This is a genomic window from Neobacillus endophyticus (assembly GCF_013248975.1).
GTDB classification, from domain to species: domain Bacteria; phylum Bacillota; class Bacilli; order Bacillales; family Cytobacillaceae; genus Neobacillus; species Neobacillus endophyticus.
In genome coordinates, this window is sequence record NZ_JABRWH010000001.1 from 4888930 (window position 1) to 4904627 (window position 15698).

Sequence of the window (15698 nt, forward strand, 5' to 3'; positions counted from 1 at the left end):
TACAGAGAATTAATAGAGGTGGATGGAATGCTTTCGAAAAATACACAGATAAATCGTGACCAAATTGAAATGATTGCCTTAGATCAACTTGTACCTGCTGATCACTTGGTTCGCAAAATAGAAGCCGCAGTAGATTTTTCATTTATCTATTCATTGGTTGAAGATTTGTACTCAACTAAGCGCGGACGTTCAAGTATTGACCCTGTTGTATTAATTAAGATGGCTTTCATTCAATATACCTTCGGTATCCGTTCGATGCGTCAAACGATAAAGGAAATTGAAACAAATATGGCGTATCGCTGGTTTTTAGGATTTGGTTTTTATGATAAAGTACCCCACTTTTCAACTTTTGGTAAAAACTACGAACGTCGTTTTAAGGATACAGACTTATTTGAACAAATTTTCTACCGTATTTTAAAAGAGGCAGCAGATAAAAAGTTAGTTAGTTCGGAACATGTATTCATTGATTCAACTCACGTTAAAGCAAGTGCAAATAAACGCAAATTCGAAAAGAAAGTAGTTCGGAAAGAATCAAAAGCTTATGAAGCACGTCTTCAAGCAGAAATTAATAGTGATCGTGAAGAACATGGGAAAAAGCCCATCCCACCAGATAAATATGAAAAAGAAGAAAACAAAGAAATAAAAGAAAGTACAACAGATTCGGAGAGTGGTTACTATGTAAAAGACGAAAGGACAAAGCAATTTGCTTATTCATTTCATGCAGCCGCAGATAGAAATGGTTTTGTCCTGGGGACTATTGTAACTCCAGGTAACGTTCATGATAGTACAATGTTAGAGCCTCTAGTTGAAAAGGTCATTGAAAAATGTGGGAAACCTAATGCTGTAGCTGCTGATACCGGATATAAAACACCTGCTATTGCTCAATATTTAATTGAAAATGAAATTCGCCCTGCTTTACCCTATACACGACCACGTACAAAGGAGGGATATTTGAAAAAGCACGATTATGTCTATGATGAGCACTTTGATTGTTACATATGTCCGGAAGGACAAGTTCTGGATTATAGAACGACTACTAAGGAAGGTTATCGACAGTACATCTCTAATCCTGTTATATGTAAGGATTGCCCACTTCTAGCACAATGTACACAAAGTCAAAATCATCAAAAGCTCATTCAACGACATATCTGGGAACCATATCTTGAAGAGGCTGAACATCTTCGTCATACAGAAGAGAATAAAATAATATATGCACGTCGTAAAGAAACAATTGAACGTGTATTCGCGGATGCGAAAGAAAAGCATGGTATGCGATGGACAACCTTAAGAGGTCTTAAAAAATTGTCCATGCAGGCGATGCTTACTTTTGCTGCTATGAATTTAAAGAAGTTGGCTACATGGACTTGGAAAAGTCCAGAAATGGCATAAAAATAGACCCCGCCGGGGTCTACCTTAAGAAAAATCAAACAGAAAAATCCCAATTTTAGAAAAGGGCGCCAGAATCGGAACTTTTGAAATGCCTTTTGTCTACAATCTGAGGCATCCAAAGTGTTGGATGCCTACTCCTTTTGGCAAATCAAGTTAACGAATTCAAATTTAAATGGTTTCTGCTAAAAATCGCTGTACATCGTCTTGAAGCTTTTCATACGAAGGCTGCTCTGCCAAATGAATCTGTGAATTCATTGTAAATGATTTTTGTTGAAGATCAACTTCCACAGCTGCTTGATATAGATATGTCGCATTACCAATTAAATCAATATAATATTCTCCATTGTTTCGATGGACAACACATTGAACCTTTCCGCCATTATTACACACATTTACCACCGATTCATATTCATTGATCCCTTGCAGGCACGTAACTAGTGTAGAGGCAGACATGGCTGTTCCACAGGCATTTGTAAACCCTACTCCCCGCTCGAATGTTCGAACATAAATAACCCCTTCCTGCAATGGCTTTACAAAGCTGACATTCACACCATCAGGGCATAAATCATTTGGCCCATTAAGTTTTTCACTCAGCTGTTTTTGCAGACCGCATTCTAATTGTTCTTTCTCAACCAGTGCTATTAAATGAGGGTTAGGCACAGCCAAGGCTGAAAACCTTAACTCATCTGATAACTCATCAATTTTCTCATTTAATAAGTCCGTTTTATCCAAATTCAACGGAAGTGCTTTAAGATCAAAAAGAACGGGTGATATTTCTACTTGATACGTATGGATATCAGGATAAATTTCATTCCTTTTACTTACTTTAAGGTCTGCCTTCATGGTTTCAATCACAGCATCTGTTCGCCCTTGCAGTTCACAAATGTAACGCGCCACCAAACGAAGCCCATTTCCGCACATCGAAGCTTCAGAGCCGTCTGTATTAAAAACCCTCATTCTTCCCTCAGCATGATCACTTTCCATTACAAATAGAATTCCATCTGCCCCAAGACTAGTTTCCCTATTGCAAAGCAACCTTGCTAGATTGGCTCGCTCTTCTTCTGAAAAAGTATAGTTATTTGAAATTTCATCAATCAAAAGAAAATCATTTCCAGAACCATGGCCTTTTAACAATTCAATATGCACTCTTTAAACCTCCAGAACGAATAAAAAAATTTATTATATATCTTACCAAACATTTTGCATAAGGGGAACTGACAGCTATCTCTCGATAAAATATTCATTAATTAAAAATGACATGCTTAAAAGCTTGTCCTTTTCTGATCCCTCGCCTGAAAAAGAAAGTACGGGTGTATTAGGTTCAGGAAATAACGAACTCCATTCTAACGGCATCCACCCTCTCCGCAGCCGTACAATTTGCTGATTACTATCATTAAATACTCTCTCATCCATAAAAGTAGACGACCCTTCCACAAATCCAACATACATTCCAGCTGAATCCAGCAATTCCTTTTTATATTTCATAAAGGACTGACGTTTTTTTTCAAAGCATCCTATATAATTCCTCTCTTGATCATATACTTCAATATATCTATTCCATTTTCCTTTCACCTGAAAGAATCCGACTGCTTCCTCTTTCTGATTGCAAAGGACAAAAGTTTTTCTGAAAAACTTTCTTCTTTCGATCATTCTTTGTATGTATCCCGCTAAATGGCCATCTGGAAAATACAGCATAACAGTTGGCGATTTTGTACTGATTAAAAATATTAAAAGTTCTCTGGCGTTGTATAATGACTGATTTCGCACCATTAATTTGTTTTTTTCCATGTACCTGTTAATTGAAAAAGACTGTTTCATCTTAAATAAATAAAGTTGAAAGCCAAAAAAGCTATAAAAGAAAAAAGGTATCGTCAATAACATGATTTCTTGATTTTTAAACAAATAAAGATTTGTCATTACGATCAGAGCTGCAGGAAATAAGGCAGCAATACTGCCATTTAAACTGATATTTGCTGTGTTTCGGTAATAATCATATATCTTCATCATGAATAACTCCTTATCATTCCTCTTATATCAGTTTATTTAAGATAGCGAAAAAAATGATAGAAGATTTCCTTTCTAAGAAATAGAAAGAAGATACCTTGTTAAAATTATTATAAATTGCATAAAAATAAGGAGAAGGAAAAATTGAAAACCCCTCTTCGAACAAAGATAAATAAATATTATAAACAACATAGCGAAAGGTTTTATTATGACAAAATTACTTTTAAAAAATGCTACAGTATATCCCATTACATCCAAACCGTTAAAATCAGGAGATGTATTAATTGAACACGGAAAAATATCAAAGGTAGGGATGCAATTAACCAGTGAAACAGACGTAAAAATGATAGATTGCGCCGGGCTCCATTTGTTTCCTGGATTTATCGATGTGCATACCCATTTAGGTCTTTATGATGAAGGCACCGGTTGGGCAGGTGATGATGCAAACGAGACCGCAGAAGCCCTTACCCCGCATATTCGTGCCATTGATGGAGTCTACCCGCTCGACCAAGCTTTTTCCGATGCCATAAAAAACGGAATTACCACTGTCCATATTATGCCTGGAAGTGCTAATATCATCGGAGGAACAACTTCAGTTATTAAAACTACGGGGAAAAATATTCAGAAGATGATTGTCCAAGAAATTTCGGGATTAAAAATCGCCCTAGGCGAAAATCCAAAAAGAATTCACAGTAATGGAAAAAGTAATTCCATCACTAGAATGGGAATCATGGGAATGCTGCGCGAAGCCTTCTATAAAGCGTTACATGGCGATCATCACGAGAAACTTCGAATAACCCCGCTGATCATGGCATTGAGACGGGAAATACCTGTAAGAATTCATGCCCATCGCGCCGACGATATTATTACAGCATTAAGATTTGCCGAGGAATTTAACCTTGATTTGCGAATTGAGCATTGTACTGAAGGACATTTGATAGCCGATGAACTATCCGGTAAGAATTTAAAGGTTTCAGTTGGCCCGACGTTGACACGGAGATCAAAGGTCGAATTGAAAAATAAAACATGGAGTACTTATCGGGAACTTACTGACCATGGAATTGAAGTTTCCATCATTACTGATCATCCTTACACTCCAATCCAATATTTAAATATATGTGCCAGTTTGGCTGTAAGGGAAGGAATGTCCGAACAGAAAGCACTAGAAGGAATCACCATTCTTCCTGCAAGAAATTTGAAAATAGACAACCAGCTGGGAAGTATTGAACCTGGAAAAGAAGCCGATTTAGTATTATGGAGTCATCATCCCTTTCATTATCTGGCAAAACCAAAATGGACCATGATCGGCGGTGAAATCGTTTACACAAATAAGTAGAATTTTGTAGAAAAACAGGAAAAAACTTTGTTGAAAATAGAACAAAAAACTATTTCCTTTTTACTTTATTTCTTGTATGATACTTTAAGAAAAACATTTTTTTATCGTGTATATTTATGGGGGTTTTAGGACAATCTCTGTTTAAACAAAAACTAAAAATGGGAAGGCAAATGGTGCGCCACCAGCGATGACTGGTTCTAGTGGGTTCGATTCCCACCCCGAAATTTTTTATCAAGTTAAAAAAATTTCGAGGGTGGGCCGCTTCTTTAGACATGGAATCGGTATGCCCTAATTGGAGGGATATTCATGCTCAAGAAACGAGAGCTACTAGACAGTCACACACTTTACGAATTAATGACGCATCCAGATGTCTTCCCTTTTGTACGTCAAAAAGCGGCCTCATACGAAGAATTTCTCTTTATGACCAAGCAAACCATTGAAGCAGAAGAGCGCGGGGAATTAATATCCCGAACGATTCTAGATGAATGGGGCAACCCGATTGGCGTCATCAATCTTTTTGATATCCAGGACAATGCTGGATTTTTGGGTACTTGGCTTGGAAAACCGTTTCACGGAAAAGGTTATAACCAAATAGCTAAAGATGCGTTTTTCCAAGAGCTATTTTACGAAAAAGGAATTGAAACAGTTTTTATGCGGATCAGAAAAGTTAATATCCGTTCTATCAAAGCGGCAGAAAAACTTCCCTATTCTGTCTTGGCTAATGAAACTAGAAAATCCGTATATGAACAACTAAATGCAAAAGAAGAAGTATATGATTTGTATGAAATTCCTAAAGATTTGTTCACATTAAATGCATTGCGAAACACTTCATCCCAAGCAGACGATGGCACGCAGCTATTAGAAGCGTAAAAAAAGCAACCGGTAAGTGAACCGGTTGCTTTTTCTATTGTCATAAAAGTTACAATGCCGTTAATCCGTAACACTTTGTTCGATCGTTTCATTGACTTCATTAAGACCCATTTGGAGCAAAAATTCTTCTAACTCTTCATTCGTTAAAGTTTCAAAACGTCCATCATGAAAAAGTACCTGGGTTTGATTTGGATTGATTCTGTTCAAATTAAAACTCATTGTCTTTGCTCCTTTCATTGATGATTAATTCCTATTATCCGCAACTTCATTTGTTTTCATACTTGATTTTCCAATAATTTAACCCCTAACCATTTCCTTCTGAGCCGATCAATAACTTGTGGGCATTCTTTTGCATAGTATGCCATATCGACGTTTCTATAAAAGCCTTATATTCTCCAATAAATTTTTGCTGCCTATTGAATTCAAATTTTTTACCCGAAAGGATGAACCACCATGTTCCCATGGAATTTATTCCCTTTTAATAAAGATATGAAGGAGTCATTGCAAAAACTTAAGCCAGAGGAAATAGACAAATATGTCCAGGATATCATCTCAAAAGTAATGCCAGGAAATATGCAGGGGATGATGAATCCTCAGGAGCTTTTCAACGGATTTTCATCACGCTCAACTCCACAAACATCTCCGTCTCCGGACACATTAGGTGCATCCGCCTACGAAACACATGATTATGTATTTGTCAGGATTCCGATTAAGAGTGAGGAGTGGATCAAAAAACTGCGCTTATTTCATACTTCAAATCAACTCATAATCGAGCATGTTCCACAGTATGAAGATAAACATACCATTACATTGCCGGCGATTGTTAAAAAGAAAGGGGCATCTGCCAATTATAAAGATGGAGTTCTCGAGGTAAAAATTCCTAAAAACGTGGATATGCAATTTTCACAAATCGATGTTATGGAAATTTTATAATCTAAGTTTTTTAGCATGTTTTGATGAGACAAAAATAAGGATAAGTAACAGCTCAACACGGAGGAGTGATTTGATGGATATGGAAAAATTTAAAAAGTGGATGGATGATGCACAACAATATCAATCTGATGCTTTTTGGAATAAAATTTTTGACTCCAGTAAAAAAAATTCTGCCCCAATAACACCATTATCTATTTCCGAATATATTCCAAAATGTGATGTATATGAACTGGATCACCACCTTATTGTTGAAGCTGAAATGCCAGGACTGACAAAAGATCATATCCATATTTCCATTCAGCAGCAGCTACTCATTATAACAGGGGAATTTAACACTTTAAAGCAAAACCGAAAATATTTTTTGAAGGAACGGGCAAATCGAAAATTCAAAAAGGAAGTGACCCTCCCTTACCCGATTATACATCGTCAAATAAAATCAGAAATTCGGAATGGAATATTAATCATTATCCTGCCGATCAATCGTGAGGAAGTGGAAGACATCCCCATTTCCTTTGAATAAAGAAATAAGACAGCTGTATGCTGTCTTTTCTAATGATTTTTATCATTTGGTTTTTGTTGTTCTCCCATGTCCATGCCCTCCATTGAATTCCCTGAGGTAGATTTTTCCGGTTCACTTGGAGTGCCGACGAAAAATTCCTTTTTCGGCATATTATGCATATTTCTCGCTGTCACATGGGAAATGATATAATAGGTTCCTTCTTGCGGGAAAGTTTTCACAAGACTGTATACGCCATTCTTAGGATTCTTGATTTCAACTTTTTCATGAGTAGCGGACTTGGCCCTCCAGATTTCGAATACCACCGAATCAGCATCATTCACTTTTTCTTTTCCTTGTGTAATCTTTGCTTCAAATGTAACAGGCTGGTTTGATTTAATTTGTTGAGGTTTCACTGACAACTCCACATTAACCATTTGCGGCATGTCATTTGCTCTTTCTTCCTGACTGCTGCATGCCGCAGCTGTTACAAGCAGAAAGAACATCATAATAAGTGATATGCCCTTTCTCATTTTCCGCTCACTCCCCCGCTAATTGTTCCATGATATCTATATGGAAATGTATTAATTCTAATTTTGCTTCAGGAGAAATATGGGTGTTCATGATCCTTTTAACGGCAGTATAATACTTTTCATACCTATTTTTTCTAACTCTTGGATGGGAGTTTTCATCTAGCAATTCACGTTTGATGGCCTCCAGTAAAATTTCTTCACTACTTTGATTATGATGAACTAGCAGTCGATTATTCCAAATCTTCCGATATTCTTCTAATAACCAATCCATATGATCTGACATTAAAATCCCCCTCTTCATATGCATTGTTACATAATTGGAAGCTATTTTGCAAAAAATATATGTTAACAATTTGAAGAAAGGAGAACTAACGATGACTCCATATCGATGCCCAAATTGTAAAACAAATCGCAGCCGCTTCAATGTTATTGAGCAAGTCGTCCATTCCGTTAAGCTCGATCCCCAAACAGGGGGGATTGTTCAGGAATATGATGAAAATGATTTAGAACCGTTCCACCTAAGATATAATGGTCCGGAATATCGAATTCAATGCGGGGCCTGCGGTTTAATCGAGGATGAGCGGACATTTATCAAGTTTGGTGAAAAACCTATTTAAAATAGAAACACCTTTATTAAGGGTAAAACCTTAATAAAGGTGTTTTTTTGTTAGAGAAGATCGTTATCTTTTAAAAAATGAAGGGAATCAACCTTCCAAGCATCAGCTGGAGAGAAGCGCACTAAATGCATTACCCCTCGATATTTAACTCCTCCTCGCTTTTTTATAATCAAATCAATTTCAATAGGAACATCTACGCTGATCGCATCTGTTAAATCTTCAGGAGGCAAAAGTTCCATTCTTGAAATTCGTATATTTTCAACCCTCTTTAATATAGGTTTCCATCTAATTGCTTGCAATGATGCTTGAGAAGCAATTCGTGAATCCTGCTGTTTGAATCCGGTAATATAGGCATTTATCACCTCATATGGGTTTGCTTCCCCTAAATAATGATCTAATTTCCCTGCCGCCTTTAAAATCATTAGCATATGGGACAAATCCATATTGTTCGTTCGATGAGTAGTACTTCCATAAAAATGGATGCAAAAATGACCCGGAAAATTATTTTTTAATGCTCCTGCCCCATGGGGCATACCGTGCATAGAAGCAGCAATCCAATGCTCTTTATGTATAACGATAATCGCCCTGCGTTTCCAGCTCCATTTCCCACCGTAAATCTGTTTCATTATTCTCGTATCTTTTGCCGTTAAAGGCTGTACATCAGCATGATTGCTCCCAGCTCGTCTTTGCACCTTAAATTTCTTCCCTGACTCCACGTCTAAAACCGTGAACTTGGAATATCTCGGTAAAATTCTGTCTACTTCTTTCCAGTTGGGCATGTCGATTTTATAGCTGAAACTTTCTTCTGCTTGTACTTGTCCTATTAGGAGGAAATGAATAATCACAAGTAAAAATACAACCTTTTTCTTCATCCCAAATCCCCCTGTTAATGATTATCTACATTAAAAGAGTTACCTGAAGAGGTTTGTATCATTCATTTTCAACTTTATTTTTTCTAACAACAAAACCCAATTCCTGTTTGGAATTGGGTTTTGTCAGTTTCACTTATTTCTATTTCATTCGCTGCTTCAAAACTTCCATTGCCTTTTGAAGTTGAGTATCATTTGCTTGGATTTTTGTTCTTACTAAATCCATTAACTTGTTAGTGGCGTTTCCTTTTAAAACACCATCTACTGGAAGATTATTTGCTTTTTCGAATGCCATTACCACAGCTTTTGTTTTGTCATCAAAGAAACCATCTGTACGTCCTGGATCATATCCTACCGCTTTGAGCATTTTTTGTGCGGTTTGAACATCCGTTGATGCACTTGATAACGAGAGTGCTTTATCAGGATTGATAATTGGTAATGATGCATAATCAGGCAGCGCTACTGAAAAATCTGGCTGTAATCCTTTTTTATGAATCCAATTTCCATTAGGCGTCAACCATTTGTCAATGGTATATTTCATATTTGAACCGTCGCTGAAATCAATCGTTGTTTGCACAGTCCCTTTTCCAAATGACTTTTCACCCACTAGCGGAACACCCGCAGACTCCCTAACAGCCGCTGATAATATTTCAGAAGCACTTGCACTGCCACTGTCAATAAGGACAACTAAAGGAAGCGTTGGATTCCCGGAATTTTTCGAATAAATGGATTGAATTTTACCATTTCTGTCTTGTTCCTTAACAATGACTTTTCCTTTAGGGACAAACAAACTGGAGATATCTACAGCCTGATCCAATAGTCCGCCTGGATTTTGTCTTAAATCAAGTACTAGACCTTTCATCCCTTTTTTCTGTAAATCATTTAATGTTTTAACCAATTCATTTGCTGTATTACTAGAAAAACTTGTAATTTGCACCTTGGCAATTCCATTACCTACCATTTCCCCATAAACAGTTTCAATTGGAATCTCGTCACGTACGATAGAAACAGTCATTGGAGAAGACATACCAGGTCGTTGAATAGATAGTTCCACCTTTGTCCCTTTTTTCCCTCGGATTAATGTAACTGCCTGGGTTGAATTCATGCCCTGCAAGCTTTTTCCATTAACAGATAAAATGATATCATTTGGTTTCAAACCAGCTTTCTCTGCCGGGGAACCTTTTATCGGAGATACAATGACAATGTGATTATCCTTTTCTTGAATCTCAGCACCAATTCCTTCAAAAGAAGAAGAAATACTGCTTTTAAATTGATTTGCTTCATCTTTACTCATATAACTTGAAAAAGGATCGTCCAACGCTTCTACCATACCGTTAATGGCACCATTAATCAGTTTCTGTTGATTTACTTTCTTAAAGTAACCATTTTTCAATGTGTCGAATGCATCGTATAATTTATTAAATTCAGTTCTGTCAGTTCCAACCGTCACTACTTTTTCCTTTCCAAAAGAGAGGGCAACTGTTGTAATACCGGCAGAAATAAAAACAATAAAGAACAATAGCATGATAAAATGGAATTTCTTTAAACGTATGTATCCTGATTTGTTCTCTAAATTATGTTCTTGTTCCACTTTGTCTTGTCCGATTTTTTCATCTTCCAAAGCCTTCACCACTTTCATTGACCGTAAAAATAAAATCACTGTTGTTTTTTGAATAGTTCAAGCATAATGGGACAATAATTTTTTCAAGCTTTCAAATTCCTAAAAAATAAACCCTTAATGTTTAGAATAACATCTTTTTTATAAAATTAACAAAGAAAAGTTAATAAAAATAGAAGTTTTCTTTAAAAAGATTCTATTACATGGCGGTAGCTTTCCACTTAAAGCAATAGGGAAACCGGTTGAACTTTTTATAACTTGTTATGAACAATGCCTAAAATAAACAGCACTTCCACAATGGCGAAGTGCTGTAAAAACTAGATCTTCACTTTCTTCAAGCGAAGGGAGTTCGATACAACAGATACAGAGCTAAAGGCCATTGCTGCACCAGCTATCCATGGTGCCAATAACCCTAATACCGCTATCGGGATTCCAGCGGAATTATAAATCAGTGCCCAAAAAAGATTTTGATGAATATTTTTCATCGTTTTTTTACTTAAAGCAATGGCTTTTGGGATTAATGTCAATTCTCCTCCAAGGATCGTTAAGTCGGAGGCTTCTATCGCAATGTCGGTTCCTGTACCAATTGCAATGCCGATGTCAGCAATCGCCAAGGCAGGAGCATCGTTTATACCATCACCAACCATTGCCACCTTCATGCCTTTTAATTGCAGTTCCTTTATATGATTGGCTTTTTCTTCTGGCAGGACTTCAGCAATTACTCTAGTTATCCCAACTTGTTCGGCAATTGCTCTTGCCGTACGTTCATTATCTCCAGTCAGCATGTATACATCTATTCCCATCATATTGAGCTGCTTAACAGCCAATTGAGCCGTCTTTTTAACTGTATCAGCCACGGCAACAAGCCCAACAATGCAAGAATCAATAGCAATGTACATGGCTGTTTTTCCCTCATTTTCAAAACGAAGGAGATCCTGCTCTCCCTCTTGATATTGAATTTTTTTGAAATCCATCAATTTTCTCGTTCCGATTGTAACTATGTCATTCCCAATCTTAGCCTCGATACCATAACCGGGATAAGCTGTAAATTTCTTCACAGGAAGGGTGCTGGACCTTTTTTCCTTCCCATACTTTACAATCGATTCTGCCAAAGGATGTTCTGAAGACTTTTCGGCAGATACAAGATATTGCAGGACCTTCTTCTCATCCTTATAAGCGATGAAATCTGTTACAACAGGTTGTCCCTTTGTTATCGTTCCTGTTTTATCAAGAACAATCGCATTGATTTTATGTGCGGATTCCAAATGTTCTCCGCCTTTAAAGAGTATTCCTATTTCTGCCCCTTTTCCTGTTCCAACCATGATGGAAGTCGGTGTAGCAAGACCAAGTGAACATGGACATGCAATCACTAGGACAGAAATGGCTGTTTCAAGTGCTGTTGGAAAGTCCCCTGGACTTATGATAAAATACCAAACCAAAAATGTCAGGACAGCGATTGTGACAACTGCCGGGACAAAGTATCCTGAAATCGTGTCTGCTATACGTTGGATAGGAGCTTTGCTTCCTTGTGCCTCTTCAACAATGTGAATGATTCCTGCAAGAGTGGTATCTTTCCCAACCTTAGTTGCTTTTATCGTTAGTGTTCCATTTTTATTGATGGTTGAACCAATTACTATATCATTATAGGATTTTTCTACCGGTATGGATTCTCCGGTAATCATCGATTCATCAACTGACGATTTGCCTTGAATCACAACACCATCGACGGGAATTTTTTCACCAGGTTTGACTAACAAATGATCCCCAACGATTACTTCCTCTATTGGAATTTTTCTTTCTTTTCCGTCTTTGATGACGATCGCTTCTTTTACCTGGAGGTTTAATAATTTCGTAATGGCTTCAGTTGTTTTTCCTTTTGCCATCGTTTCAAATAGTTTCCCTAACAAAATCAGAGTAATAAGAACAGCACTTGTCTCAAAGTATAAATGAGGCTCATATTCAGGGTTTCTAATGGTCTTGATCCCTTGTGTAAAACTATAAAAATAGGCTGATGAAGTTCCCAAAACAACTAAAACATCCATATTAGCGCTTTTGTTTTTCAAAGCCTTAAAGGATCCATTATAAAATTGGCCGCCTATATAAAATTGGACAGGAGTTGCCAATAAGAATTGAATCCAGGGATTCATGAGTAGTTGGGGCATGGGCAGACCGGTGGTCCAAGGAATATGTGCAGCCATGGTATATAAAAGCGGTATCGAAAAAATAGCCGAAAGGAGAAATTTTCGTTTTTTATCCTTTAACTCTTCTTCTTTATACTGTTCTTTAGCCTTTCGCTGAACTTTATTTTTGGCGTCATAACCGAGTCTTTTAATACGTTCAATCATCTCTGTACTTGTCGTTACATCAGGGTAATATTCTATAGAAGCAGAATCTGTTGCCAAATTGACGGTTGCCGTTTTTATACCACCCATTTTATTTAACACTTTTTCAATTCTGGTAGAACAAGCAGCACATGTCATCCCAAAGACATCAAGTTCAGTTTTGTCTGAACGGACTCCATATCCCAAATTTTCAATTTTAGAAATGATCTCGCTGATGGTCACCATATCTTTTTCAAATGTGATTGCTGCGGTTTCGACCGCAAAATTCACCTTGGCTTCGACACCGTCCATTTTATTTAACACTTTCTCTATCCTTGAAGAACATGCAGCACATGTCATTCCTGTTATATCTAATTTGAGCTGACCTTTCATTTTTGTTCACCTCAACAATACAATACCCTGGAACTTTGGATTTTTTAGATATGCTTTTTTATTTTGCGTTCACTTTATATTGATGAATGTCCAAAACTCACTGAATTTAATAATTCTCCAAAATGAAACAAATCTCCTTTTATAGCTGATGATCAAAAAAATAAACCCTCTTCCATCACTAAGAAGAGGGTTCTTTCTTTTTCGTTGATAAAACGATAGTACGATTTTAAATACATTAAAAATTATTATTAGTTTCCGTCCTATTAACCTTAATTTCTCAAAAATGTGCTTGAAATATTTCCTGATAGCCTGTACAACTATTCAAGCTAAACATAAGATATTACGTAAGTTTTCAAAGCGTCAAAGGAGGTGAATAAATAATGTCTCCAAGAGGTAGAAATCAAAGTGAATCTACAGGTGATTTTTCTAACCCACGAAGAAGACGACGTTGTGCAGGTGACGTAGTAAACCTTAGATTTAATCCAACTAACGATTCGGTACTCTCCGTATTCGTCGCTGGAAGTATTCTTCCATGTAATATACCACCAATTTCCTCTGGACCACTTCCAACGCCTACTCCGGTTCCTGTTCCTGCTGCATCTGGTTTTATGAGCTGTCTTTTAGCGAATGGATTTACCATCCAAGGAATGGTCGAACTCACACCAACTGATGTATTAGTTACTTTAGTTAGATGCTAATTTTGGTAGATCCTCCAACAAACTGCCAAACAAGAAAGAATAAGCAAGTGACCGATCTCATGTTATTTCATGAGAGGTCACTTGCTCATTAATCTCTAATAAACTAAGCGTGAATAATGCTGATATATTAAAGCTTATTTGATTGCCGCTTCTAATGCCACTTCAATCATATCATTAAAAGTAAGCTGCCGTTCTTCAGCAGTGGTCTCTTCCCCAGTTAAAATATGGTCGCTTACGGTTAGCACTGACAGCGCTTTTCTCCCAAACTTAGCTGCTAATGTGTATAAAGCTGTAGTCTCCATCTCAAGAGCAAGTATTTGATATCGCGCCCATTTTTCCAATTCGGCATTATCGTTATAGAAGGAATCTGCCGTAAATACATTTCCTACCTTTAAATGGAGGCCTTTTTCAATACCAGCATCATATGCTTTTCGAAGTAAATCAAAATCAGCACATGGAGCATAGTCTACATGGCCAAAAGTTAAGCGGTTTAAATTGGAGTCTGTAGAACTGGTCATCGCAAGTATAACATCGCGAACTTTGACATCCTTTTGAATAGCGCCACATGTGCCTACACGAATTAGCGTTTGGGCATTATAGCTTTGCATTAATTCATTTACATAAATTGAAATGGATGGAACTCCCATCCCAGTCCCTTGAACAGATATTCTTTTGCCTTTATATTGACCAGTGAAACCAAACATATTGCGTACTTCGTTATAGCAAACTGCACCTTCTAAAAACGTCTCGGCAATATATTTTGCACGGAGTGGATCCCCAGGAAGCAGGACGGTTTCGGCAATTTCATTTTCTTTTGCACCAATATGTACGCTCATAATATAACCTCCTAATTAAAGTAAATCAATGACAATATACCATAAACCTTTTTTGAATCAAACATTTCGTAAAATGGGACATGATTTTAAATAAAAGTGAGAAACTATTCCTAGACTCATCAGAATGATTGAGTTCCTTTGTAAGTTGGAAAATAAGATAATGGGGGACTACTAATGGGAAAAAAACATCGCAGCAGAATTAGTGCACCAAAGAAAAATAATCACATTCCGGCTGAAGCCATTGTTGCGGAACATGAAGCACATGCTAAAGAACATCAAGCTTCTGGCGGAAGAAAGCAATAATGGATTATTAAAACAATTGTATCGGGCAAATAAATAAACCTAAGGGCAAACCTTAGGTTTTTGCTTTTATAGCAATGTTATACGATTTATTAGGGACCAGCCGCCTGGCTTTAATTGATAATAATGCTGGCCTCCACGGCCTTCATCAATTAGAATGATGTCACCTGTTGAAAGAAATCTTCCTTTATAATCTTCAGGGATTCTGTCTGTCACATTAAATCGGCTAAATGTTTCTTGCAAACATTGTTCACGGTTTCCAGCTGGAATTGTCGTGCGGAATACTTCTTGATGTCCTTTTTTATCACGCCGTCTTGGAGTTTGAAAGATCGTCACATCATATGGGATATTTGCTCTTCTGGTTAATACTCTGATCATCATATCTCCTCCAATTATTAGAATTATTTATCTATTCTAATTAATTGGCGATAAGTGTTGTCGATTCCTCCATAAAATTTTAAATTTTTTTGTCGATTATCATTTAT

18 protein-coding genes are annotated in these 15698 nt (G+C 37.0%); 8 read left to right on the top strand and 10 right to left on the bottom strand.

Annotated elements, in window-relative coordinates; all coding sequences use genetic code 11:
- The first annotated feature begins 27 nt into the window (after positions 1-27).
- Positions 28-1389, top strand: a complete 1362-nt coding sequence (locus HPT25_RS24225; RefSeq protein ID WP_173070078.1) for an IS1182 family transposase — start codon at positions 28-30, stop codon at positions 1387-1389.
- Positions 1390-1557: 168 nt separating this feature from the next.
- Here HPT25_RS24225 and dapF read toward each other — a convergent pair whose 3' ends face one another.
- Together dapF and HPT25_RS24235 are read right to left on the bottom strand one after the other, a co-directional pair.
- Positions 1558-2535, bottom strand: coding sequence for a diaminopimelate epimerase (gene dapF / locus HPT25_RS24230; protein ID WP_173070080.1), 978 nt, complete (start codon positions 2533-2535; stop codon positions 1558-1560).
- A gap of 75 nt (positions 2536-2610) precedes the next feature.
- The gene (locus HPT25_RS24235; RefSeq protein ID WP_217269823.1) at positions 2611-3393 is read right to left on the bottom strand and encodes a hypothetical protein; all 783 of its coding nucleotides are present in this window, start codon (positions 3391-3393) and stop codon (positions 2611-2613) included.
- Between the two features lie 208 nt (positions 3394-3601).
- On the opposite strand from HPT25_RS24235, the gene HPT25_RS24240 reads away from it, so the two are divergent.
- Together HPT25_RS24240 and HPT25_RS24245 are read left to right on the top strand one after the other, a co-directional pair.
- The gene (locus tag HPT25_RS24240; protein ID WP_173070084.1) at positions 3602-4729 is read left to right on the top strand and encodes an amidohydrolase; all 1128 of its coding nucleotides are present in this window, start codon (positions 3602-3604) and stop codon (positions 4727-4729) included.
- Positions 4730-5035: 306 nt separating this feature from the next.
- Complete coding sequence (locus tag HPT25_RS24245) at positions 5036-5599, top strand: GNAT family N-acetyltransferase (RefSeq protein ID WP_173070086.1); 564 nt, start codon at positions 5036-5038, stop codon at positions 5597-5599.
- 60 nt (positions 5600-5659) lie between these two features.
- Here HPT25_RS24245 and HPT25_RS24250 read toward each other — a convergent pair whose 3' ends face one another.
- Positions 5660-5818 (bottom strand): hypothetical protein, encoded by a 159-nt coding sequence (locus HPT25_RS24250; protein WP_173070088.1) that lies wholly within the window; start codon positions 5816-5818, stop codon positions 5660-5662.
- Between the two features lie 234 nt (positions 5819-6052).
- On the opposite strand from HPT25_RS24250, the gene HPT25_RS24255 reads away from it, so the two are divergent.
- Positions 6053-6532: an Hsp20/alpha crystallin family protein gene (locus HPT25_RS24255; RefSeq protein WP_173070090.1), complete on the top strand. Its 480-nt coding sequence runs from the start codon at positions 6053-6055 to the stop codon at positions 6530-6532.
- Between the two features lie 73 nt (positions 6533-6605).
- Positions 6606-7052 (top strand): Hsp20/alpha crystallin family protein, encoded by a 447-nt coding sequence (locus tag HPT25_RS24260; protein ID WP_173070092.1) that lies wholly within the window; start codon positions 6606-6608, stop codon positions 7050-7052.
- 29 nt (positions 7053-7081) lie between these two features.
- On the opposite strand, the gene HPT25_RS24265 is transcribed toward HPT25_RS24260, so the two are convergent.
- Both HPT25_RS24265 and yoyC read right to left on the bottom strand, forming a co-directional pair.
- A complete protein-coding gene (locus tag HPT25_RS24265) occupies positions 7082-7561 on the bottom strand; it encodes a FixH family protein (RefSeq protein WP_173070094.1) in 480 nt (159 codons plus the stop codon).
- A 7-nt stretch (positions 7562-7568) separates the two neighbouring features.
- Positions 7569-7844: a protein YoyC gene (gene yoyC / locus HPT25_RS24270; RefSeq protein ID WP_246277275.1), complete on the bottom strand. Its 276-nt coding sequence runs from the start codon at positions 7842-7844 to the stop codon at positions 7569-7571.
- A 91-nt stretch (positions 7845-7935) separates the two neighbouring features.
- On the opposite strand from yoyC, the gene HPT25_RS24275 reads away from it, so the two are divergent.
- A complete protein-coding gene (locus HPT25_RS24275; protein ID WP_173070096.1) occupies positions 7936-8178 on the top strand; it encodes a DNA alkylation repair protein in 243 nt (80 codons plus the stop codon).
- A gap of 50 nt (positions 8179-8228) precedes the next feature.
- On the opposite strand, the gene HPT25_RS24280 is transcribed toward HPT25_RS24275, so the two are convergent.
- The 3 genes from HPT25_RS24280 to HPT25_RS24290 all read right to left on the bottom strand — a co-directional run bounded on the left by HPT25_RS24280 (position 8229) and on the right by HPT25_RS24290 (position 13379).
- Positions 8229-9050 carry a hypothetical protein gene (locus HPT25_RS24280; RefSeq protein ID WP_173070098.1) on the bottom strand — a complete coding sequence of 274 codons (822 nt, stop codon included), beginning with the start codon at positions 9048-9050 and terminating at the stop codon, positions 8229-8231.
- A 139-nt stretch (positions 9051-9189) separates the two neighbouring features.
- Positions 9190-10686 (bottom strand): lmo1851 family serine protease, encoded by a 1497-nt coding sequence (locus HPT25_RS24285; protein WP_173070100.1) that lies wholly within the window; start codon positions 10684-10686, stop codon positions 9190-9192.
- Positions 10687-10982: 296 nt separating this feature from the next.
- Entirely contained in the window at positions 10983-13379 is a 2397-nt protein-coding gene (locus HPT25_RS24290) for a heavy metal translocating P-type ATPase (RefSeq protein WP_173070102.1), read from the bottom strand.
- Between the two features lie 380 nt (positions 13380-13759).
- Here HPT25_RS24290 and HPT25_RS24295 point away from each other — a divergent pair, with 380 nt between their 5' ends.
- Positions 13760-14077, top strand: a complete 318-nt coding sequence (locus tag HPT25_RS24295) for a hypothetical protein (protein ID WP_173070104.1) — start codon at positions 13760-13762, stop codon at positions 14075-14077.
- Between the two features lie 134 nt (positions 14078-14211).
- On the opposite strand, the gene deoD is transcribed toward HPT25_RS24295, so the two are convergent.
- Positions 14212-14913 (bottom strand): purine-nucleoside phosphorylase, encoded by a 702-nt coding sequence (deoD, locus tag HPT25_RS24300; RefSeq protein ID WP_173070106.1) that lies wholly within the window; start codon positions 14911-14913, stop codon positions 14212-14214.
- 174 nt (positions 14914-15087) lie between these two features.
- Between deoD and yoyE the strand changes: the two genes are divergently transcribed.
- Positions 15088-15216 (top strand): protein YoyE, encoded by a 129-nt coding sequence (gene yoyE, locus HPT25_RS29185; protein ID WP_281368246.1) that lies wholly within the window; start codon positions 15088-15090, stop codon positions 15214-15216.
- A 66-nt stretch (positions 15217-15282) separates the two neighbouring features.
- Here the strand turns inward: yoyE and HPT25_RS24305 are convergent, their stop codons facing one another.
- Positions 15283-15594, bottom strand: a complete 312-nt coding sequence (locus HPT25_RS24305) for a YodL domain-containing protein (RefSeq protein ID WP_173070108.1) — start codon at positions 15592-15594, stop codon at positions 15283-15285.
- Positions 15595-15698 lie beyond the last annotated feature (104 nt).